This window comes from Vibrio sp. vnigr-6D03 (assembly GCF_002835515.1).
Classification (GTDB): Bacteria; Pseudomonadota; Gammaproteobacteria; order Enterobacterales; family Vibrionaceae; genus Vibrio; species Vibrio penaeicida.
Genome location: NZ_PIZL01000013.1, coordinates 88,238 through 109,744 on the forward strand (window position 1 = coordinate 88,238; position 21,507 = coordinate 109,744).

Genomic DNA, 21,507 nt, shown 5'->3' on the forward strand with positions numbered 1-21,507 from the left:
TTGGAATAAGAATCTAGCACGTAATTTCCCTCCAAATATCGTTAATGTGATCTATATCAACATAACTTACGCAAGAAATCCTACCTTGATTGATATAGATCAATTTGGTTGTTTTTTAATCGCTATTAGCCTTTTGTTTTTGACCTAAATCAAAGCAGATCTGTGCCATAAATCTTTTGAAACATACTGATTTTATCGATAATATTAGCCCAAGCTATATTAGCTGATACTTAACATTAAACTAACCATTTGGGTACAGGATTGCAACAATAAGCAGCTATTTCGCAACATTTTACGTTGCTTGTTATTTATTGTTTCAACCGAGTAACCCAATATACGCTGCAATGTGTATCGGTGTCACTCAGCCGACACGAAAGGAGTTACCATGATTGATGTAGTTGATCTGTCGCGGTTGCAATTTGCACTCACCGCGATGTATCACTTCCTATTCGTTCCATTGACTTTAGGTATGGCTTTCCTGCTTGCCATAATGGAATCGCTCTATGTAATGACCGACAAGCAAATCTACAAGGACATGACAAAGTTCTGGGGTAAGCTTTTTGGTATTAACTTTGCTCTCGGTGTCGCAACCGGCCTAACAATGGAATTCCAGTTTGGTACTAACTGGTCCTATTACTCCCACTATGTTGGTGACATATTTGGTGCGCCACTAGCCATTGAAGCTCTCGTCGCTTTCTTTTTAGAGTCCACTTTTGTCGGTCTTTTCTTCTTTGGTTGGGACAGGCTATCTAAGCGACAGCACTTGGTCGTGACTTGGCTAGTAGCGTTAGGTTCGAATTTCTCTGCTCTTTGGATTCTCGTCGCCAATGGCTGGATGCAAAACCCAGTTGGTGCTGAGTTCAATTTCGAAACCATGCGTATGGAAATGGTGAGTTTTTCTGAAGTTGTTTTAAATCCAGTTGCTCAAGTTAAGTTCGTACATACCGTGGCTTCAGGCTATACCTGTGGCGCGATGTTTGTACTTGGTATCAGTGCTTACTATCTATTGAAAGGGCGTGACGTCGCTTTTGCTCGCCGCTCGTTTGCCATTGCCGCTTCGTTCGGTATGGCTGCAATCTTATCTACGATTGTTCTTGGAGATGAGTCTGGCTACGAGTTGGGCGAAGTTCAGAAAGTAAAACTGGCTGCTGTTGAAGCCGAGTGGCACACAGAGCCTGCGCCTGCGGCCTTTACTGTATTTGGTTTGCCAAATCAGGAAACAATGGAAACAGATTACGCCATTAAGATCCCTTATGTAATGGGTATTATCGCAACGCGTTCTTTTGATGAACAAGTGACAGGTTTACGTGAATTGCGTGATGACCACGTTGATCGTATTCGCAGCGGTATGTATGCCTATGAACTTCTTGAAAAGCTTCGTGCAGGCGAGCGTTCAGAATCCAATTTAGCGGCGTTCGATGAAGTGAAGGGCGACTTAGGTTATGGCTTACTTCTGAAGCGATACACCGAAAACGTGACTGATGCGACTGAAAGCCAAATTCAAGCAGCCGCTGATGATTCTATTCCTACTGTATGGCCATTGTTCTGGTCGTTCCGAATCATGGTTGCGTGTGGCTTTATCATGTTATTCGTATTTGGTGCAGCGTTTGTTCAAACTTGTCGCCAAAGAATTGAACAGAAACCTTGGATTCTTAAAGCAGCGCTGTTCAGTATTCCACTGCCATGGATTGCTATCGAAGCAGGATGGTTTGTTGCTGAGTATGGTCGTCAGCCATGGGCAGTAGGTGAGATATTACCTGTACATGTCGCTGCATCGGCCCTGACGGCGGCAGAAATCTGGACGTCATTGTTTGTGATTCTTGCTCTGTATACGGTTTTCTTGATTGCTGAAGTTTACTTAATGGTGAAGTTTGCTCGTAAAGGTCCTAGTAGCCTAAAAACGGGTCGTTACCACTTTGAACAGAATGCAGACTCGATCGAAGACAAAGTCGGTCGCCAAGTAGAAGCTTAAGCAAGGAGATTTAAGATGTTTGATTACGAAATCTTGCGATTCATTTGGTGGGTACTGATTGGTGTCCTCTTTATTGGCTTCGCAATTACCGATGGATTCGACATGGGCGTGGGTGCGCTGGTTCCTGTCATCGGCAAAAACGACACAGAACGTCGTGTCATGATTAACTCAATTGCACCACATTGGGATGGCAACCAAGTTTGGCTGATCACCGCTGGTGGTGCCTTGTTTGCCGCTTGGCCTTTGGTATACGCCACCTCATTCTCTGGGTTTTACCTTGCGATGGTTGTGGCGTTGGCCGCCTTATGGTTGCGCCCAGTTGGCTTGGATTACCGTTCAAAGATTGAAGATCCAAAATGGCGAAAGTCTTGGGATATTGCTATTTCAATCAGTGGCTTCGTGCCGCCTCTAATCTTTGGTGTTGCTTTTGGTAACTTGCTTCAGGGCGTTCCATTCAAGCTGAGTGAATTCTTAATGCCAACGTATCACGGTTCGTTCTTCGGTCTTTTGAACCCATTTGCTTTGCTTTGCGGTGTGGTTAGCTTATCGATGATTGTGATGCAGGGTGCAACATGGCTTCAGATGAAAACCACTGACGAAGTGCATGACAGAGCTCGCTTTGTCGCTCAAATTTCTGGTGCGTTAGTCATTGTTACATTTGTTGGTGCTGGTTTCTGGGTACAAAACATGGATGGCTACGTTGTTGTGAGTGGGCTGGATATTGCGGCTCAATCTAATCCATTGAACAAAGTGGTGGAAGTTAAAGAAGGGGCATGGATGCTTAACTTTGAGAAGTACCCATTGATGTGGGCAGCACCTGTTATTGGTGTGGTCATGCCATTGCTAGCGATCATTGCATCTCGCTTTGAAAAAGGTGGTCTTGCATTCTTAACATCAAGCCTAACCAATGCGGGCGTCATTCTAACCGCAGGTTTTGCTATGTTCCCATTTGTTATGCCTTCTAGTGAAGTACCAAACCACAGTCTGACGATGTGGGATTCCACTTCAAGTGAACTGACACTAAATCTGATGACTGGCGTCGCTTTTGTTATGGTGCCGATTATTCTGGGCTACACATCATGGACGTACTACAAAATGTTTGGTCGCCTTGATTCGAAGTTCATTGAAGAAAACAAAAACTCACTTTACTAAGGAGCATTACTATGTGGTATTTTGCATGGATCTTGGGTGTATTGCTGGCATGCGCGTTTGGCATCATCAATGCTCTTTGGCTAGAGCACACAGAAATGATGGATAAGGACAGTGAAGAATAACTTAGCAGACAAAGTCGCTGAGCTCCACAAACCTATGGATAGAGCCCTTTTACGGGCTCTTTCCTTATTGTTGGCGTTTGGCAATGTGGGGCTCTTTATGTGGGAGCCTAACCAATATGCAGAAGCGATTGGTGGCTTTAGTGCATTTTTAGGACCGCTGTTTATCTACAGTGTATGTTCTAGCATGGTCTACGGAATAGGGTTTAAACCAAGGCATTGGGTTTGGCAGATTTACTTTAGCCCCTATTTATCAATCGCAGCCCTCACTTACTTCACTCTAGTGCGCTTTGTTGTATAGCTCGCGCTTAAACATTCGCCTCTCAGAGCAGTTATCAGACAACTGCTCTCGTTTTTTTGGTGTTAACCACAAAAAATCCCTTTATTTTTCCTGACGAAGTCACAACATGAGGTATAGTTACGTTTTATATATTTTGTGATTGGTGTCTTGGTGAAAGGGGAATTTACGCGCATCTTTGAGTGGTCTATTCGAGTTTATTACGAAGACACTGATGCGGGTGGTTTGGTATACCATTCTAATTATCTTAACTACTTTGAACGTGCTAGAACGGAACTTCTGAGATCGCTCGGAGTCTGTCAACAAAGACTTCTTACTGAAAACTTCGGTTTTGTTATACGTCATGTTGAAATGGATTTTCTACAAGGCGCAAGATTGGACGACCAATTGACAGTAAGAACATCAATTTCTGAATTAAGGCGTGCTTCCTTGGTATTTTGTCAGGAGTTAGTTAATCCTGACGGCAAGACATTGTGTCGAGCAACAGTTAAGGTAGCATTCGTTAACACAAAAACAATGAAGCCTCAGGCAATCCCAAGCTCAATGACTGCGGAGTTAATAGACAGTGACAGCTGATATTTCAATTTTAGATCTTTTCTTACAAGCAAGTTTACTCGTAAAGCTCGTGATGCTGACTTTACTCGGTATGTCAGTAGTTTCTTGGGCGATGATTATTAAGCGCAGCAAAATTTTAAAAGAAGCATTAAAAGACGCAGACCGATTTGAAGATAAGTTTTGGTCGGGTGTCGACCTTTCTCAGCTGTATCAAGAAGTGAAAGCTCGAAAAGATAACATTGGCGGAACCCAACAAATATTCTATTTGGGCTTTACTGAGTTCGCGAAGTTACGTCGCTCCCCAGGCACCTCTCCTGAATTCGTCATGGAAGGAACGGGTAGAACGATGCGAGTTGCTGTTGCTCGTGAAGTGGACGAGCTAGAACACAGCTTGCCGTTTTTAGCAACCGTGGGTTCAATTACTCCTTACATCGGGTTATTTGGTACGGTTTGGGGCATCATGCATGCCTTTATAGCGCTTGGTGAAGTCAAGCAAGCGACACTTGCTATGGTAGCACCTGGTATCGCTGAAGCGCTGATCGCAACAGCAATGGGGCTTTTTGCTGCGATTCCTGCTGTTATGGCGTACAACCGCTTCAGCAATCAGGTGTCGAAACTAGAGCACACCTACGCAACATTCTCGGAAGAATTCCACAGTATTTTACACCGTCAGGCTATCGCTGGTAAGGAACAGTAATGGCAGGTTACCAGCGTAAGAAAAGAAAGCTGACGGCAGAGATTAACGTCGTACCTTATATCGACGTTATGCTGGTACTTCTAATTATCTTTATGGTGACGTCGCCGTTTGTTACGCAAGGTGTCGAAGTTGAGTTACCAAAAACAACAACAGCGCAGCCTGCTTCTGATTTAGCAGGCGACAGCGAAGCGAGCTTTATCATCGTAGAGATAGACAAAGATGGGCAATTAGGGCTCAGCGTGAACGATGAAGACGTAATTCGCGGTCTTAGTTTGGAAGACATAATTGTTCGAGTGAAAGCTGAAATATCTCTTGCGCCAGATTCTCCAGTTGCAGTGGGAGGCGACGCCGCCACCCCATATGCTGAAGTCGTATTGGTATTGGACGAGTTAAGCCGGGCAGGCATCCCTAAAGTGGGTTTGCTGACGGATTTAAAATAGGGACGCATCGGTTCATCGATGAAAAATAAGAACAACTATACCTCAGCAATCATTGTATCCGCCGTTTTGCACATAGTGCTTATTGGGGGACTTCTATGGGGCGCGGACTTTTCCGAGCCAAAGAAGGATACAACAGGCAATATGGTTCAGGCGGTTGTGATTGATCCAAAAATGGTTCAACAGCAAGCTCGAGAAATTAGACAGCAACGAGAAGCCGCCCAACGTGCTGAAGAAGAGCGCTTAGATAAATTAAGAAAGCAAAGTGAGCAGCTAGAGAAAAATCGAAAAGCTGAAGAAGAGCGGATTCGAAAGCTCAAGCAAGAAAAAGCCAAGGCAGAAAAAGCCGCGAGAGAAGCTGAAAAAGCGCGCCAGAAGAAAGAACAAGAGCGTAAGGCTGCAGAGCAAAGAGCAAACAAAGAACGTGAGCGTGTCGCTAAGGCTGAGGCAGAACGTAAAGCCAAGGAAGAAGCGGTGAAAAAGGCAGAGGCAGAGCGAGTTAAAAAAGAGGCTGCCATTGCCAAAGCTGAACAAGAAAGGGTTGCGAGAGAAAAAGCGGCTAAAGAAGCGGAAGAAAAAGCCAAACGCGAGCGTGAAGCAGCCAAGAAGGCAGAGGCGGACCGCATAGCGAAAGAAAAAGCAGCAAAAGAAGCCGCTGAGAAAGCTAAAAAAGAAAAAGAACGTTTAGAGCGCCTTGAAAGGGAACGAAAAGAGCAAGAAGCAGCTCTAAACGACATCTTTGCTGGTCTTGAAAGTGAAGTTTCTCAAAATTCTGCTGCAAAACAGCAGCATGTTGTCAGCGAAGTACAGAGATATGGCGCAATTTATAAGCAACTTATCCAGAGTCGACTATTGAGGGATGACTCATTTGTGGGAAAGTCGTGTAAAGTCAATATGCGCCTAATACATACCGGTAACAATGCTATTGTTAATGGCGTTAAAGTATTAGGCGGTGACTCTCGCGTGTGTACCGCAACCAAAAGTGCGATTGCGCAAGTTGGCTCTTTCCCTGTCCCAAGTGACAAAGATGTGGCAGAAGAGCTAAAAAATATCAATCTAACTGTTGAATTGGATTAAAAGGACTAAGAAGTGACTAAACGCCTTTTACTAGGACTGCTGGTGCTGTTAACCAGCATGGCGAACGTAGCCAACGCTGCTTTAGAGTTGGTGATCACAGATGGCATTGATTCGGCTCGACCGATTGCCATTATTCCATTCAAATGGGAAGGTGAGGGTAAGTTACCTCACGATATCAGCGCGGTTATATCCTCTGATCTTCAGCGCAGTGGTAAATTTAGCCCAGTTGCTCCTAACAAAATGCCTCAAACACCTTATTCCGATGTCGATGTCGATTTCTCGTCTTGGACAGCTCTTGGTGTTGATGCCTTGCTGACTGGTTCCGTGACCAAAAAAGCCGACGGTAACTATCTCATTGAATACCAGCTTGTTGATGTTGTACGTGGTCAATTGACGAGCGGGCAAAGCAAAGCCCTAAGTGATACAGGCGAGCTTGTACTATCAAAGGACCATGTTTTATTTAATAAGCGCGCTACGGTTCCAGGCCCAAGGCTGCGTGAATATGCACACCGAATCTCTGATCTTGTCTACGAGCAGCTAACTGGTGAAAAAGGCGCATTCTTAACGCGTATCGCGTATGTTGTTATTAATGATAAAGAGAAATTTCCTTACCAGCTCAGAATAGCAGACTATGATGGTTATAATGAACGCTTAGTATTGCGCTCAAAACAGCCATTGATGTCTCCAGCTTGGTCTCCAGATGCACGTCAGCTTGCGTATGTTAGCTTTCAAAATGGGCGTGCTGAAATTTTCTTAATGGATATCTATTCCGGTAAACGTGAGAAGCTCACGTCATTCCCTCGTCATAATGGTGCGCCAAGATTCTCACCAGACGGTAAAAAACTGGCAATCGTATTGTCAAAAACCGGAAGCCTTCAGGTCTACGTTCTCGATTTGCAAACTAGAAAGTTGAAGCAAATAACGAGAGGTAGAGCAAATAATACAGAACCATTTTGGCATCCTGATGGGCAATCACTAATATTTACCTCGGATCGGGGTGGTAAACCTCAGATATATCGAGTAAATTTGTTAGACGGTGCGACCAACCGTCTAACTTGGCAAGGCAGCCAGAACTTGGGTGGGCAAATTACACCTGATGGAAAGTTCATGATTATGGTTAATCGGAACGACTCCGGGTTTAATTTGGCCAAGCAAGATTTGGAAACAGGAGCCGTACAAGTGTTAACAAAAACACAATTGGACGAGTCTCCAAGTATTGCGCCAAACGGTGGTATGGTCATTTACAGCTCCATGTATAGGAAGAAGAATGTACTTTCTATGGTCTCTATAGATGGTCGCTTTAAAGCTAGATTACCGGCAACGAATGGGCGCGTAAGAGCTCCCGCCTGGTCACCATTTTTGTAGAAATACCCATTTGTATGTAGTTCGGCAAATCGGTTAAAACAAAGTTTCGGACAAATAAGGAAGAAAAAGATGCAACTTAATAAAGTTCTTAAAGGGCTTCTGATTGCGCTACCAGTACTAGCTGTTACGGCATGTAGCTCAAGCGACAAAGCGGCAGAGGCTTCTACTACTTCTCAAACAAACAATACTGAGCAAGTGGTAAAAGAAGCAACTACTGAAGTAACGCCACTAGAGACAGGATCTCAGCTAACAGAGCAAGAGATCAAAGAAGCGCAACTTCGTGAAACTCAGACTGTTTACTTTGCGTTTGATAACTCAACAATCTCGTCTGATTACGAAGATATGCTAGCGGCACACGCAGCATTCATCAGTAAAGACCCTGCACTTAAAGTACGCATCGAAGGTCACGCTGATGAGCGTGGTACTCCAGAGTACAACATTGCACTAGGTGAGCGCCGTGCTGAAGCAGTCGCTAAATACCTTCAAGCTCTAGGTGTTCAGGCAGACCAAATCGAAGTCATTAGCTTCGGTGAAGAACGCCCTCTACTTCTAGGTCAAAGCGAAGACGTTTACGCTAAAAACCGTCGCGCTGTACTAGTATACTAATAGGAATTTTCCTATGTTCAGTAACTCTAAGCGACTTGTATCGCTTATGTTACTGGCAAGTGCGGCGAATGGAACGTTCGCCGCACCAGCTCCAGTAACTGATCTCAATAGCACCACTACCACCACTTCCAACCCGTCCTCTACGAGGGTATCGTCTGTTAACGAGACGGATGTGCAGCGTCTTGAGCGCCTATTACAAAATCGCGCTAAAATCCAAATTCAAATGCAGCAGCAAATTGATGACTTAAGCTCAGAAGTAGGCGAGTTGCGTGGAATTGTTGAACGTAATTCTTACGAAATGAAGCAGATGTTAGAAAGGCAACGAGAGTTATTCGTTGAACTGGACAACATGAGGCAGCAATTACAACAGGCGCCCGTTGTTGCGGCTGAGACTGGCTCTGAAACTTCTGGAACGTTCAGCACAAACAAAGACGAGCAAACCGCCTATCAGGATGCCGTTGATTTGATTTTGAAACAGCGTGATTACGCCGGTGCAATCACCGCTTTTAAACAGTTTCAAAAAGATTTCCCAGATTCTAAATTTGCCTCAAATACTCATTACTGGTTAGGTCAGCTTTACTTTGCGAAAAAGCAAGATGTTGACGCAGCAAAAAGTTTTGCTTCAGTTGTGGCGTATAAAGAGTCGAATAAGCGTGCCGATGCTTTACTCAAGCTTGGAGATATTGCCAAGCGAAATAAAAAATCGGATGCCGCAATAAAATATTACCAGCAAGTTATCAGTGAATACCCTCAAAGTGCGTCAGCTGATATGGCAAAAAAACAGATGCAATAAACAGATATCAGGGTCACTTAGTGGCCCTGACTTATTTCCAACCTCTCGATCTTCTTTAGACTCAACACTCTTCTTCCAATCAAAATGAAATAACTAATTCATCACTTGCCTATCTAGGCTCTGGAAGCTTGCAGCCGTTTGGGTATACAATACCCGGATTACTTGGAAGTTGCGTAGAGCAAGAGCAATGAGCCACATTTTAGACACAATTGAGACCGTATACCCTTTTCCTCCAAAGCCCGTTCCTCTAACAGATGATCAAAAGCAGCAACACATAACAAATATCAAAAAGTTGCTGAAGGAAAAAGACGCGGTATTGATTGCACATTACTACACCGACCCTGAAATTCAGGCGTTAGCAGAAGCCACTGGCGGCTTTGTTGGCGATTCTTTGGAAATGGCGAAGTTTGGTAATCGACACCCCGCAAGTACATTGATCATTGGCGGCGTGCGCTTTATGGGGGAGTCAGCGAAAATCCTGACACCAGAAAAACGCATTCTTATGCCAAATCTAGAAGCAGAATGCTCGCTTGATCTTGGCTGTCCCGCCGATAAATTCACAGAGTTCTGTGATGCCCACCCTGATCATACCGTTGTGGTTTATGCCAACACCTCTGCTGCCGTAAAAGCACGCGCAGATTGGGTGGTGACCTCAAGCATCGCTCTAGAAATTGTCGAGCACTTAGATGCAGAAGATAAACCCATTATATGGGGTCCCGATCGTCACTTAGGTTCTTATATTTCAAACAAAACCGGTGCAGACATGTTGCTTTGGCAAGGTGAGTGCATCGTACATGATGAATTCTCTGCTGATGCATTGAAAAAGATGAAGAATCTCTACCCAAATGCCGCTATTTTGGTTCACCCAGAATCGCCGGCGAGCGTTGTAGAGTTAGCCGATTCAGTGGGTTCAACTAGCCAATTGATCAAGTCAGCTAAAGAGTTACCGCATCAACAAATGATTGTTGCTACAGACAAAGGTATCTTCTTTAAAATGCAGCAATTGGTGCCTGAAAAAGAGCTTATCGAAGCGCCAACGGCTGGTGCTGGTGCGACTTGTCGTAGCTGTGCTCACTGCCCGTGGATGGCAATGAATGGTCTGTCTGCGATTGAGAGTGCGTTAACCGATGGTGGTAAAGAGCACGAAATCTTTGTTGATGAAGACGTTCGAGTTAAGTCTCTTATCCCACTAAACCGCATGTTGGATTTCGCAGAGCAACTCAATATGCAGGTAAAAGGTAATGCATAAGTCTAAATAGCTTGAGTCTAAAAGAGCTTAAGGCTATAGAGCCTAGGTCAACAGCTCTTGATAAGCACTGATAAAAACGAAAAATGCCGCGATATACGCGGCATTTTTAGTTCTAGCAAGGCTTGTCTAAAAGCTGTTTTTTTAAGATCTGTTTGCTCAAAAACTGTGGATTCTAGAACTTGGATTTCAAAGGCAATAGTTAATCTGTTACTGCGCTTCTGCTAGTGCCACACCACGCTGAGTTAAGCCACAAAGCATGACGGGAATAGCATTGAAAATCTCTTCAAACTGTTCTAACCCTTCGATCCCTTGCTGAGCGAGTGTCGATACTGCCGTTTCCGGGTCATAAAGCATGCTCATAGATAAAATAACACCACCTAGAAGGGCATTATCTTCACTGTCTTCTGGCATTAGTGTTTCCCAATCATCTCGGGATACTCCCCAGCCTTGAAGCAGCCCTTCAGTGAAGTTTCTTGCTTCTTCATTGACGATTTCTTCGTCATCCAAGGCACAGTTTTCAGGCCACTGCCAAGTCCCTTCAAGTAGTTTTGGCCTTGCATCATTCCAAATCGCAATAACTTGATCTGCAAAGAATTCTAAGTGTTCTGGTGTTGAGAAGGGGGCGACTTCTTCACCACCCCAAAGAAACGCAAGCCATTCAGCTGGGTCAATAATATTTGGAGCAGCTGCCATGGAGGTAACAAACCCACGGATTTGGTATTCATTTAAAATTTTGCCTTCCATTTCTGGTAAAGCAAGCAATTCTGTTAAAGTCAAAATACGTTCCCTTCTTGAGTGATTGAGGTAGTGTATCAAGCTCACACGACTGGAAAAAGACTTGATGAATACCATACTAAGATATAGGTTTTTTAATATGTGTACTGTTGGCTAATAATATGGCGATCCAATCTTCACTTAAAAAGAAAAGTATCATCGCTTTGGGGTTATACCTTTGTTTCTTTATCGCAACCGTAGGTAGCGTAACCTATTTGGTAGTAGAGCACCCAATCAAAAGTAAACTTCAAAAGAATTTAGATTTAAGAACTGAGCTTCTTGCCACCAGTTTGGATGAATCATTAAACGGCTCCCTTGGCTTGTTGCACAGTATTGCGGCTGTAGGTGAAGCTTCGGAGCAATATGATAGTTTGAAGTCTCTATTGCCTTTCATGATTGCCCAGAGCACCAACATGATTGTGAGTGGCGGTACATGGCCCGAGCCTTATTCAATAGATAAAGACATTCGCCTAAAGAGCCTTTTCTACAATAAGAATTCAGAGGGTGGAGTTGACCTCATCCATTCATGGAATAATCCAGAATCAGGGGGATACAATATAGAACCTTGGTACACCTCTGCCATAAATATCAAGGCACAAGAGGTGTCTTGGTCGGATGTCTATATCGATCCCTACACCCATGTTCAAATGATTACTGCTTCAACACCCTACTTTAAGAATGGGGTGGTTAAAGGTGTCGCGACCATCGATATCTCTTTGTCGGAACTGATTAAGTACGTTCAAAACCACGCCAACCAATACGATCTTGGTGTTCTGATTAAAGACAAAGCGGGTAATGCCATTACAGAACACAACTTCTCACTCACTAAAGATATCTATATTTCTAGAATGGCGTTTGGTAAATACAACTGGGAAATAGAAGTTGTTAATTCCAAAAGACTAGTAGGAGAAGAAACGTTCGAATTGGTGATGAGCTTAGAATTCGTCATCGCGCCGTTTCTACTGCTTTGCGTCATGATCGGTTACTACTTGATCAACCGTTACTTGATTCGACCGATAGTCGTGATTGCAGACAAGGTGTCGGATAAAAATACTCACGGCATCATTGATATGACTTACAACAGCAATGATGAAATCAAGCACCTCATCGATAGTTTTAATCACAAGACGGTTTTCCTTAGAGAGGAAACCGTGAAAGCAAAAGCATCGACGAAAGCGAAATCTGCCTTCCTTGCAACACTATCACATGAAATTCGAACACCCATGAATGGTGTGTTAGGCACGGCACAAATATTAGCCAAAACAGATCTAACAGAACATCAAAGTAAGCTGCTCCATAGCCTTTATGATTCTGGCGAGCACATGATGACGCTTCTCAACGAAATTTTGGACTTCTCTAAAATAGAGCAAGGGAAGTTAGAGCTCGATCCTTCTCCTTTTCCACTGGCAAGTATTATCGGCAGCATTAATAGCGTGTACTTTACATTAGCGACCGAGAAAGGGCTTAATTTTAAAGTGTATAGTGAAGTCCCATCAGAACGCTGGTACAACGCCGATAAGGCACGAATTCGACAGATACTTTTTAACTTGCTGAACAACGCCATTAAGTTCACTTCTCGTGGTTTTATCGAAGTCTATTTAAACGAATACGAGCGAGCAGGAAAAGTCTACTTATCCATACAGGTACGCGATACTGGAATTGGCATCTCCAAATCGGCACAAGAAAAAATATTCAAACCATTTGAGCAAGCGGAGTCTACCACCACACGACGATTCGGTGGGACAGGGTTGGGCTTAGCGATCACTCAAAAAATCGTACAAGGCATGGGGGGAGACATAAACGTAAAAAGCGAAGAAGGCATCGGTTCTAGCTTTTTCCTAACTTTGCAAACAGACGTATGCTTACCAGAAAGCACACAAGACGTTGTCCATCAAAAATTTGACTGCAATGGTTTATCCGCTCTAATAGTGGAAGACAATCGAACTAACACCATGATCATGGATGCGTTTTTGCGCAGTAAGGGGTTTGAAACCACCAGTGTTGTCGACGGTGCGAAAGCGGTTGAAATACTCACACAGAAAACCTTTGATCTTGTCTTAATGGACAACCACATGCCCGTTATGGACGGTATTGAAGCGACAGAACGGATCCGTAATTTAAATCATCAATCATCGAAAGGGCTGATTCTTGGTTGCACCGCAGATGTATTCAAAGAGACTCGAGAAAAAATGCTGAGTGCAGGGGCGGATCACATTCTCGCCAAACCGATTGATGAAAGGGAGTTAGACGATGTTTTGATCAAGTTCTCTGAACGTTTAAATCAGCTAAAGAGAGACGCATCAGAATTCAATACTTCCAATCCAACAGAAGTATCGAGTAAAAACAATGAACAGAGATTAATTGATTTGTACGTCTGTTTAGACAATCAAGACTATGAACAAGCAAATCAGATCCTAGAGTGCATCATAAGCCAAGACAGCATGAGGTTTAACCATGATGAACTCAGCGCGATAGACAAAATTGTGACCGCGCTTCGTGAAAACACGACCCCATCAGAAGAAGACATTAACGTACTTACGTTAAGCCTCGCGGACTGATTTCGTAAGTAAATTACATAAAATTCTAGGAAAGCACTGAAAGGTTAACTCTCAGTGCTTTTATGTATTCATAATATTGATATACCTCTCATAAAAAGACCTTTCAGACGAATTAGTCAAACTCACTATTATTTCGTAGAAAATCAGTTGTAAATTTACAACAAAATATAAAATACGGAATATAAATCCATTTAAAAAGTGATTAAATAGCGAATAAATCTAGTATTTAATGTTTTATCTAGATTTACCTGTTGCTTAACAATTCTTTAACTAGTTTTATATTCTTTGTGAGGAAGGAAATGAGTTCTAAAGCCCCTTTTTGTATTCGCCACGCAGCAGCGGATACATTTGCTATGGTGGTATTCAGCTTTGTTGTCGGAATGCTGATAGAGATTTTTGTATCAGGTATGTCCTTTGAGCAGTCATTGCAGTCGAGAACTCTATCTATACCCGTGAACATCGCCATTGCATGGCCTTATGGGGTATTCCGAGACTGGGTTCTTAACCAAGGCGGAAGAATACATGGTGGCGAACTGACAAAACGTATTTCCGATGTAATTGCCTATGTATTGTTTCAATCACCTGTTTATGCCGCGATTCTATGGTTTGTAGGCGCGTCTTCTGATCAGATTGTGACAGCCGTTGCGAGTAACGCAGTTGTTTCATGTGGATTAGGTGTACTTTACGGATATTTCCTAGATAACTGTCGAAAATTATTTCGTGTTCCTGCTTATAGTCAACAGGTCTAAAGCTAACCAATCTGTTGGTAAAGTGAGTGTTTTAGCTAAAATCTGAGCGAACAGACATGAAATGATGTTTTTTTTCAGATAATCACTTGACCGACAAACACATAAACATTAAATTAGCGCCCCGTTGAGACGCAAAGTTCAACAACAATTCGGTGAGTTGTCCGAGTGGCTGAAGGAGCACGCCTGGAAAGTGTGTATACGGCAACGTATCGAGAGTTCGAATCTCTCACTCACCGCCACATTCGAAGCCCCAGCAAAAATGCTGGGGCTTTTTCGTTATGTACTATAAACCAGTTTTTTGATCAGTGAGGTGAGTGAATACAATTGAGACTTGCAATTGGTCTGAGAAAACATCTATTAGACTGCTAAGTACAATTTAGATCAGTACGTAATATTTAGAGGGGCAAGTACTGTTTTAACTCAACTAGATTCTTCACGACAATTTGTTGACCTTGCGGGTTGTATTGTTGAATGTTCACATCAATGTTGTATGCGCTCAGCATATAACCTACCAATGATGCATTTGTTGGAATTTTCAACATACCATTTGTCATTGCGTAGTCGCGCTCAATAACTGCTTGCTGTTTATCATTTAAGCGTTGATCTGGGATCAGTTCAATTTCTACATATGTATTCCACAGCGAGTCACCTGATAGAGTATAAGCGGCTTTATTTTCAAGCACAGGCTCGCCATGAATTCGGCTCAATACAAAGTCTCGATAACCCTTAGCATGCTCACAGTATGCTCGGACATGCCAGCGTAACGGTGTGCATACTAAACTATGTGGGGAAATAATCCTTTCAACCTCTTCGCCATCTTTTAGCGGTGTGTAGCATATATCGACACGTTTTTTTTCGCGAATTGCTTGAACTAATGGTCGCATTATTAGCGGCGAGATATTACGTGTAACAGGGCGGACCATTGCAACGTTCTCAAATCCCATATCAAGTTCATCAAATGTAACCGCCATATCTTCACTACGCGAAAGTATGTGAAGATATTCATCAGCATGTCCACTAGTTAGCTTAGGAATAAAGTTAATACTAGGCTTGTAGCCCTTTAGCTTCTTATCGTAAATAAGATTACCTGGTGCAATATCTGCCAAGTAAGTATTGATGTCTTTTGATGCTTGCTGCCTTCCAATACCAAAACTTTGAGTAAGATGGTTTGTATTTAGCCTACCTTCCCACAGCGCAATAATTTCGATCATTCTGTATCTGAAAAGCAAGTCCCATCGAATTGGCCATTTACTCACTATAAAACTCCTGTCTAGTTATGCGACGTGTGTATGTAACCAGCATTTACCTGTAGTTAACGGCGTCATATTATGGCCCGGTTGAGTGAACATCAAGGACTGCGAAATAATATTGTATGAATGAATCGATAGAAGAGTTTATTTATTTTGATTTTCAGCTTGCTCCCGATCCTTCGCCCTTGGATCTTGTCATTACAGAATCGCTTGAAAGTCACACTAAAGTTAATGGCGTTAAATCTGGTGCTTTGCTTCCACTACCGTTTCAGACGGGAATAGGGAAAACATACACGGCATTAAACTTTTTGCTCCAGCAGATGCTTGATCAAGTGCAAAATGAATTGCAGGAAAAAGAGAGCGGTAGTAGATCCAAGCGTTTGCTTTATTACGTTACAGATTCAGTAGATAACGTCGTAAGTGCGAAAGCAGACTTGTTTACGTTAATTGAAGAGCAGACAGTTAGAGGTGAACCTCGCTTCACTCTAGAACAGCAAGAGTATCTTAAAGCGCAAATAGTCCACCTACCTAATCAGTCAGAGCAGTTGTTGCAATGTTCTGATGCTGTCTTGAATGAAGTATTAGTCGGATTTGACTTGAACGTTGAGCGCGATGTTAAAGCAGAATGGAGCGCTATCTCAGGTCTAAGGCATCATGCGAGCAAGCCAGAAGTTAAAGTTTCTTTAGGTAGGCAAGCAGGTTACTTCTACCGCAATTTAGTCGCCCGCTTGCAAAAAAAACAAAAAGGGGTCGATAGAATCGCGCTGAACGGCTCGTTACTGAGTGCTGTTGAAGCACTTCTGCCGGGAGAAAAAATCCGCAATGGAAGCGCCCATGTTGTTTTCTTAACGACGAGTAAGTTTCTGAAAGGCTTCCACAATACCCGTTCGCGCTACAGTCCATTGCGCGATTTAAGTGGTGCGGTACTTATCATTGATGAAATTGACAAGCAGAATCACGTCATTCTCTCCGAACTGTGTAAGCAACAAGCGCAGGACTTAATTTGGGCTATAAGAACTCTGAGAGCGAACTTTCGAGATCACCAACTTGAGAGTTCGCCTCGCTACGACAAGATTGAAGACCTGTTTGAGCCACTACGTGAGCGACTCGAAGAGTTTGGCGCCAAGTGGAACCTAGCGTTTGCATTTAATACGGAAGGACCTAACTTGAATGAACGACCTGTTCGGTTGTTTTCAGATAGAAGCTTCACGCATGTAAGCAGTGCCACTCATAAGCTGTCATTAAAATCAGACCTATTGAGACAGAAGAATCTCATATTTAGTGATGAGAAAGTAGAAGGCTCCCTCATTGAAAAAAATGGTCTTCTAACCCGCTTTGTCAATGAAGCTGATGTTATATATCAGTGGTTTCTTGGCACAATGCGTAAGGCAGTGTTTCGGTACTGGGAGAACGTTCGTAGTCTTGAAATTGAAGAGCGCGAAAATAGAAGCTTAGAAGGAACGTTTCAAGAGGCCGTTCAATCCCTGCTTACTCACTTCAATTTGCAAGAATTTGAGTCTGCTGTTTACGAGTCATTTGATACTAGGGGACTGCGGCAATCTGCAGGTGGACAAGCGAGTAAGTTAAGTTCTAGTAAGAGCTACCATCATACCGGAATGAAACTTGTGGAAGTCGCTCATAATCAGGGGACTCGCGATACCGTAAATTGTAAAGCGTCATTCTTAAACCTTTCGCCATCGGGTGTATTGGCGGATATGGTTGATGCCGGAGCTGTCATTCTCGGTATAAGTGCAACAGCGAGAGCAGACACCGTAATACATAACTTTGATTTTAAATACTTGAATGAGCGTTTGGGTAAAAAGCTTCTATCTTTGTCTAGGGAGCAAAAGCAGCGAGTAAATGACTATTATCATAGTAAGCGCAACTATAAAGATAACGGTGTGGTTTTGACGGTCAAATACCTTAATAGTCGAGATGCGTTTCTTGATACTTTGTTAGAAGAATATAAGCCAAAAGCTCGTTCAAGCCACTTTATCCTAAATCACCATCTCGGTATTGCTGAGTCACAGCAGGCATTTGTTCGGAGCTGGCTGTCTAAGCTCTTAGCGAGTATTAAAGCGTTTATCTCAGTTTCTGATAATCGTTATATGCTGTCGCTGTTAAACCGTACTCTTGATACAACACGTCAGGATATTAATGATTTCATCCTGTTCTGCTGTGATAAATGGGCGAAAGAATTTAATGTTCCAACCAAGACTTTTTTTGGCGTGAACGCTGATTGGATGAGGTTAGTTGGCTATGATGAAATTTCCAATCACCTAAACACAGAAGCAGGGAAAGTCGTTGTATTCAGTACATATGCTTCAATGGGTGCTGGTAAAAACCCTGATTATGCAGTCAATTTAGCGTTGGAAGGTGGAAGCCTAATATCAGTTGCCGATGTCACTTACAGCACCCAGCAGCGAAGCGATATAGACAGTATTTATCTTGAAAAACCTACTCAGCTATTGTTGTCAGATGATTATTCGCATACTGCTAACCAGCTTTGTCAGTTCCACCAAATCTTATCTTTGCAAGAGAACGGAGAGTTGTCGCCGAAAAGTGCTGAAAGCTGGTGTCGCCAGCAACTTATGGGCATGAGCAGAGAGCGCTCTTTACAGCAATATTACCAAACAAGTGACTACCAAAGCGCGGTAAGGAAATACATTGAGCAAGCGGTAGGAAGAGCCGGGAGAACGTCTCTGAAACGAAAACAAATTCTCTTGTTTGCTGATTCTGGTTTGAAAGAAATTCTGGCGGAAGAGAGTAGAGAGCCAAGCTTGTTTTCGCACGAATATCTTGCTTTGGTTGATAAAGCGAAATCAGCTGATAAGTCAATTGTTGAAGACAGAGTTGTTCGACGTTTATTTAATCTTGCCCAAAGAAACAACAAAGACGGTATGCAGTCAATCAAGGCCCTAGTTCGTCGTCTACATAATCAACCTGCATCTAAGAGTGATATTCAAGAGTGGCAAGATACTAGAACTCAGTTACTTCGCTATCCGACGATCGTCTCTCAGCCTGAGCGATTCAATCGATTGTACTTACAGTCTATGACCAAAGGGTATTACCGTTATCTGGGTAACTTAGATGGTGATCCGAATGCCTTCGAGTTCTTTGATAGAGTGCCTACTGGCGATATGGTTTCAGAGGAAGCATGCAGCCTAGCTACGTTAGTACAGAACCAATATGTGAGGCCGTGGTTTGAACACAAAGGTTTTGCCTGTTCGTGGCAAAAAGAAGCGTATGTGATGACGCCAGTTATGTTTACCAACATTTATAAGGGAGCATTGGGCGAGCAAGCGGTAGAGGCAGTGTTAACAGCATTCGATTTTATCTTTGAAGAAGTTCCAAATTCTATTTACGAGCGATTTGACAATAGAGTCAAATTTGCAGGGATTGAGCAACCGATCTGGCTAGACAGCAAATACTGGAAGCATGAAGGCAATGAAAGCAGCGAAGGCTACAGTTCGAAAATTTCATTGGTAGAAGAAGAGTTTGGACCTTCGAAGTTTATTTACGTGAATGCGTTGGGGGATGCTTCAAAGCCGATTAGATATTTGGACTCGTGCTTCGTAGAAACCTCACCACAGTTAGCTAAAGTTATTGAAATTCCGGCACTAATTGATGATAGCAATGCCGACACCAACCTAACCGCAGTACAGGAGTTGATAAAATGGTTACACAACAACTAGAACCTTCCTCACACGGTCCTTTGTCAACCTTAGTGGAACAAATATCAATTGACACAGATTGGGTTGATAGAAGCTTCGCGATTTACTGTTTCAGTTATAAAGGAATAGACTTCTCAGAACGACCTAAACGTTTAGTTACATTAGCGTCTGAAATCTATAAATCCGGAAGTGTTTATTGCTTAGTGAAAGGCATCAGTAAAGAAGCGTGTTATTGGGTGCTGTTACCAAAGGACGCCAAATTAGACCTCAAAGACACGTCTTTGGCTATCAAACCAGTTAACGCTGCCGAGCTACCTACATGGCAATTGGCCCGTTTACTGATTAAAGCGATACCAAAAGTATTGAGTGGCACTACGCCAGAGATAAAGCGCTTTGAAAGTGAAGGTTTATATTATCTAGTCAAAAGCAAAAAGTTACCGAAAGGTCACTCTGGCTATGAATTAACGACCGTAGAAATCGACTTAGCGCCATGTGCAGCGCTTGGATTCAAACAAACGCTGTCAATGAGTGCCAAAACGTTTTCCCCTTTGTCTTGGTTTACGTTAGAGAACGGAGAGATACAAAAAAAGGCGAAGTTTGCTACACGTTATCAACTTGATGATGTAGGGATGTTGGTAAGCAAATCCATAAAGGGCGATTACATCAAGAAGCCGCTTTATTCTAATGCGAAGAATCGAATTCAGGCGATTGATATAACCAAAGAATCTTATAGCGGCTTTCAACTATCTAAGGTCGGTATTCTTGAACAGTTCATGCAAGATCTTAAGCAAGCTTATGGCGATTCAGTTTCAGTGAAGTTGCAGCGGATACCCGGGGAAAAGCACAGATTTGTTTCAGATACAATTGTCAAAAAACACTATGTAGGGCTGTTTGATGCATTGAAAGAGCATCGTTTGGTGATTTGTGATTTAACCGAAAGCAAAGATACTGATGCTGCATTAACCTTGCTTCATGGTATCGAGCATCTAGATATAAACGCAGAAATAGCTGAAGTTCCGATTCGCGGGGCACTGAATATCCTAATTGTCGGTAATAAAGACACCTACAAGTCAGCTGAAGAAGACCCGTATCAAGTTTATCGCAAAAAGTACCAAGATACGGTTTTCCAGTCGTGTTACCCAGAGCGGTTATGGAACCGTCAAGGTCAGCCAAACCGCCATGTGGTGGAAGTGCTGTTAAAAGAACTACTTATCAAGCTAGAAGTCCACACAAGAAAACACTTGATTGAGTACCCAAGCAGCCCTGAAGGATGTGTATATTACATGCCTCATCGGCCGCAAGGCGAATTTTCAGAGGTTCGAGACGGGCCGTGGCCAGTGTATGCGTCTAAGTTAGTGGGTAATGAATGGCAATATATACAAGCGACTCAAGAGGACCTTGAAGATCTTGAACTCGATTTAGGCAATGACAAATGGCAAGTATTTCAAGGATTCCAACGTTCCCCTTTTATTTATTGGCCGGAGACGGGGGACTATGCGATTTTCATTGACACTGGCATTCAAATGCTGCCGGAATTTGAAGTTGTTGCCGAGCGATTGCGTGAACTTAAAGAAGGCCGATCACAAGATGTTCCTATTGCATTGTTAACTCAGTTCATTGAAGAAAACCCCGAGAGTAAAGTTGTAACAAAACTGAGAGCGATATTGTCAGAGTGGGATGATACGGCCCCTCTACCGTTTGATGAGTTTTCGACAATCGCATACAAAAGCAATGATGAAAAACAATTCTATGATTGGCTGCGCGAACAAGGATTCTTTTTTAAAACATCGATGAGAGGGCAAAGTGAGGGATTCTTTGATGCATCTTTAGGTTTCTTCTATAACCGAGAGCAGGGGGTGTACTTTGCTGGTGGTAAAGGCAGTCCACAGAGCAAAATCGAGACCTTTAGCCATTTATACTTGATAAAACATTCGTTTGATGCGTTGCCTGAAAAGGTAGAAAACTTGTTTGATGTTTATCACTTAAGGCATCGCCAGCCAACCGTAACACCTTATCCATTTAAGCATCTGCGCGAGTATATTGAGACGCAGCGTTTTAAATCTTGATAGCAGACCAAACCAAGAAGCTAGTGGCGAGCAGAAACTAATGTTTTATTCGCTACTAGCGGTAAAAGTCAGTAAAATCCTGCCCAATTATCCCTATTATTATTGTTTGAATTTCA

General features: G+C 43.0%; 18 protein-coding genes and 1 tRNA gene. 17 read left to right on the forward strand and 2 right to left on the reverse strand.

Annotated elements, in window-relative coordinates; genetic code table 11:
* The first annotated feature begins 385 nt into the window (after window positions 1–385).
* The 12 genes from cydA (at window position 386) to nadA (ending at window position 10,320) form a co-directional block, all read left to right on the forward strand.
* Window positions 386–1,972, forward strand: a complete 1,587-nt coding sequence (gene cydA, locus CW749_RS11000; protein WP_101112118.1) for a cytochrome ubiquinol oxidase subunit I — start codon at window positions 386–388, stop codon at window positions 1,970–1,972.
* Window positions 1,973–1,987: 15 nt separating this feature from the next.
* Window positions 1,988–3,124: a cytochrome d ubiquinol oxidase subunit II gene (cydB, locus tag CW749_RS11005; protein ID WP_101112120.1), complete on the forward strand. Its 1,137-nt coding sequence runs from the start codon at window positions 1,988–1,990 to the stop codon at window positions 3,122–3,124.
* A gap of 11 nt (window positions 3,125–3,135) precedes the next feature.
* Window positions 3,136–3,246: a cytochrome bd-I oxidase subunit CydX gene (cydX, locus tag CW749_RS11010; protein ID WP_004398540.1), complete on the forward strand. Its 111-nt coding sequence runs from the start codon at window positions 3,136–3,138 to the stop codon at window positions 3,244–3,246.
* The gene (gene ybgE / locus CW749_RS11015) at window positions 3,236–3,544 is read left to right on the forward strand and encodes a cyd operon protein YbgE (RefSeq protein ID WP_101112122.1); all 309 of its coding nucleotides are present in this window, start codon (window positions 3,236–3,238) and stop codon (window positions 3,542–3,544) included. The genes cydX and ybgE overlap by 11 nt, the downstream gene beginning before the upstream one ends.
* Window positions 3,545–3,694: 150 nt before the next feature.
* Window positions 3,695–4,117, forward strand: coding sequence for a tol-pal system-associated acyl-CoA thioesterase (gene ybgC, locus CW749_RS11020; RefSeq protein ID WP_224055353.1), 423 nt, complete (start codon window positions 3,695–3,697; stop codon window positions 4,115–4,117).
* Window positions 4,107–4,793, forward strand: coding sequence for a protein TolQ (gene tolQ, locus CW749_RS11025; RefSeq protein WP_101112126.1), 687 nt, complete (start codon window positions 4,107–4,109; stop codon window positions 4,791–4,793). Before ybgC ends, tolQ begins: the two co-directional genes overlap by 11 nt.
* Window positions 4,793–5,233, forward strand: coding sequence for an ExbD/TolR family protein (locus tag CW749_RS11030; RefSeq protein WP_101112128.1), 441 nt, complete (start codon window positions 4,793–4,795; stop codon window positions 5,231–5,233). The genes tolQ and CW749_RS11030 overlap by 1 nt, the downstream gene beginning before the upstream one ends.
* Window positions 5,234–5,251: 18 nt before the next feature.
* Window positions 5,252–6,307, forward strand: a complete 1,056-nt coding sequence (gene tolA / locus CW749_RS11035; RefSeq protein ID WP_101112130.1) for a cell envelope integrity protein TolA — start codon at window positions 5,252–5,254, stop codon at window positions 6,305–6,307.
* 12 nt (window positions 6,308–6,319) lie between these two features.
* Window positions 6,320–7,672 carry a Tol-Pal system beta propeller repeat protein TolB gene (gene tolB / locus CW749_RS11040; protein WP_101112132.1) on the forward strand — a complete coding sequence of 451 codons (1,353 nt, stop codon included), beginning with the start codon at window positions 6,320–6,322 and terminating at the stop codon, window positions 7,670–7,672.
* A gap of 69 nt (window positions 7,673–7,741) precedes the next feature.
* Window positions 7,742–8,278, forward strand: a complete 537-nt coding sequence (gene pal / locus CW749_RS11045) for a peptidoglycan-associated lipoprotein Pal (protein ID WP_101112134.1) — start codon at window positions 7,742–7,744, stop codon at window positions 8,276–8,278.
* A 13-nt stretch (window positions 8,279–8,291) separates the two neighbouring features.
* Window positions 8,292–9,071: a tol-pal system protein YbgF gene (gene ybgF, locus CW749_RS11050; protein WP_101112136.1), complete on the forward strand. Its 780-nt coding sequence runs from the start codon at window positions 8,292–8,294 to the stop codon at window positions 9,069–9,071.
* 187 nt (window positions 9,072–9,258) lie between these two features.
* Window positions 9,259–10,320 carry a quinolinate synthase NadA gene (nadA, locus tag CW749_RS11055; protein WP_101112138.1) on the forward strand — a complete coding sequence of 354 codons (1,062 nt, stop codon included), beginning with the start codon at window positions 9,259–9,261 and terminating at the stop codon, window positions 10,318–10,320.
* A 207-nt stretch (window positions 10,321–10,527) separates the two neighbouring features.
* On the opposite strand, the gene CW749_RS11060 is transcribed toward nadA, so the two are convergent.
* On the reverse strand, window positions 10,528–11,097 hold the full coding sequence (locus CW749_RS11060; protein WP_101112140.1) for a UPF0149 family protein: 570 nt from the start codon (window positions 11,095–11,097) through the stop codon (window positions 10,528–10,530).
* A gap of 119 nt (window positions 11,098–11,216) precedes the next feature.
* Between CW749_RS11060 and CW749_RS11065 the strand changes: the two genes are divergently transcribed.
* The 3 genes from CW749_RS11065 to CW749_RS11075 all read left to right on the forward strand — a co-directional run bounded on the left by CW749_RS11065 (window position 11,217) and on the right by CW749_RS11075 (window position 14,640).
* Complete coding sequence (locus tag CW749_RS11065; protein WP_101112142.1) at window positions 11,217–13,652, forward strand: hybrid sensor histidine kinase/response regulator; 2,436 nt, start codon at window positions 11,217–11,219, stop codon at window positions 13,650–13,652.
* A 299-nt stretch (window positions 13,653–13,951) separates the two neighbouring features.
* The gene (locus CW749_RS11070) at window positions 13,952–14,401 is read left to right on the forward strand and encodes an L-alanine exporter AlaE (RefSeq protein ID WP_101112144.1); all 450 of its coding nucleotides are present in this window, start codon (window positions 13,952–13,954) and stop codon (window positions 14,399–14,401) included.
* A gap of 151 nt (window positions 14,402–14,552) precedes the next feature.
* Window positions 14,553–14,640: transfer RNA gene (locus CW749_RS11075), tRNA-Ser, on the forward strand.
* Between the two features lie 156 nt (window positions 14,641–14,796).
* On the opposite strand, the gene CW749_RS11080 is transcribed toward CW749_RS11075, so the two are convergent.
* Window positions 14,797–15,657, reverse strand: a complete 861-nt coding sequence (locus CW749_RS11080; RefSeq protein ID WP_101112146.1) for a WYL domain-containing protein — start codon at window positions 15,655–15,657, stop codon at window positions 14,797–14,799.
* A 116-nt stretch (window positions 15,658–15,773) separates the two neighbouring features.
* On the opposite strand from CW749_RS11080, the gene CW749_RS11085 reads away from it, so the two are divergent.
* The gene (locus tag CW749_RS11085) at window positions 15,774–19,346 is read left to right on the forward strand and encodes a hypothetical protein (RefSeq protein WP_101112147.1); all 3,573 of its coding nucleotides are present in this window, start codon (window positions 15,774–15,776) and stop codon (window positions 19,344–19,346) included.
* Complete coding sequence (locus tag CW749_RS11090; RefSeq protein WP_101112149.1) at window positions 19,328–21,391, forward strand: hypothetical protein; 2,064 nt, start codon at window positions 19,328–19,330, stop codon at window positions 21,389–21,391. Before CW749_RS11085 ends, CW749_RS11090 begins: the two co-directional genes overlap by 19 nt.
* Window positions 21,392–21,507: the final 116 nt, after the last annotated feature.

Coding starts and splice junctions, on each gene's coding strand:
- cydB (WP_101112120.1), top strand. CDS start 1,988: ATGTTTGATTACGAAATCTTGCGATTCATTTGGTGGGTACTGATTGGT.
- cydA (WP_101112118.1), top strand. CDS start 386: ATGATTGATGTAGTTGATCTGTCGCGGTTGCAATTTGCACTCACCGCG.
- CW749_RS11085 (WP_101112147.1), top strand. CDS start 15,774: ATGAATGAATCGATAGAAGAGTTTATTTATTTTGATTTTCAGCTTGCT.
- CW749_RS11070 (WP_101112144.1), top strand. CDS start 13,952: ATGAGTTCTAAAGCCCCTTTTTGTATTCGCCACGCAGCAGCGGATACA.
- ybgF (WP_101112136.1), top strand. CDS start 8,292: ATGTTCAGTAACTCTAAGCGACTTGTATCGCTTATGTTACTGGCAAGT.
- tolA (WP_101112130.1), top strand. CDS start 5,252: ATGAAAAATAAGAACAACTATACCTCAGCAATCATTGTATCCGCCGTT.
- pal (WP_101112134.1), top strand. CDS start 7,742: ATGCAACTTAATAAAGTTCTTAAAGGGCTTCTGATTGCGCTACCAGTA.
- CW749_RS11030 (WP_101112128.1), top strand. CDS start 4,793: ATGGCAGGTTACCAGCGTAAGAAAAGAAAGCTGACGGCAGAGATTAAC.
- CW749_RS11065 (WP_101112142.1), top strand. CDS start 11,217: ATGGCGATCCAATCTTCACTTAAAAAGAAAAGTATCATCGCTTTGGGG.
- CW749_RS11090 (WP_101112149.1), top strand. CDS start 19,328: ATGGTTACACAACAACTAGAACCTTCCTCACACGGTCCTTTGTCAACC.
- cydX (WP_004398540.1), top strand. CDS start 3,136: ATGTGGTATTTTGCATGGATCTTGGGTGTATTGCTGGCATGCGCGTTT.
- nadA (WP_101112138.1), top strand. CDS start 9,259: ATGAGCCACATTTTAGACACAATTGAGACCGTATACCCTTTTCCTCCA.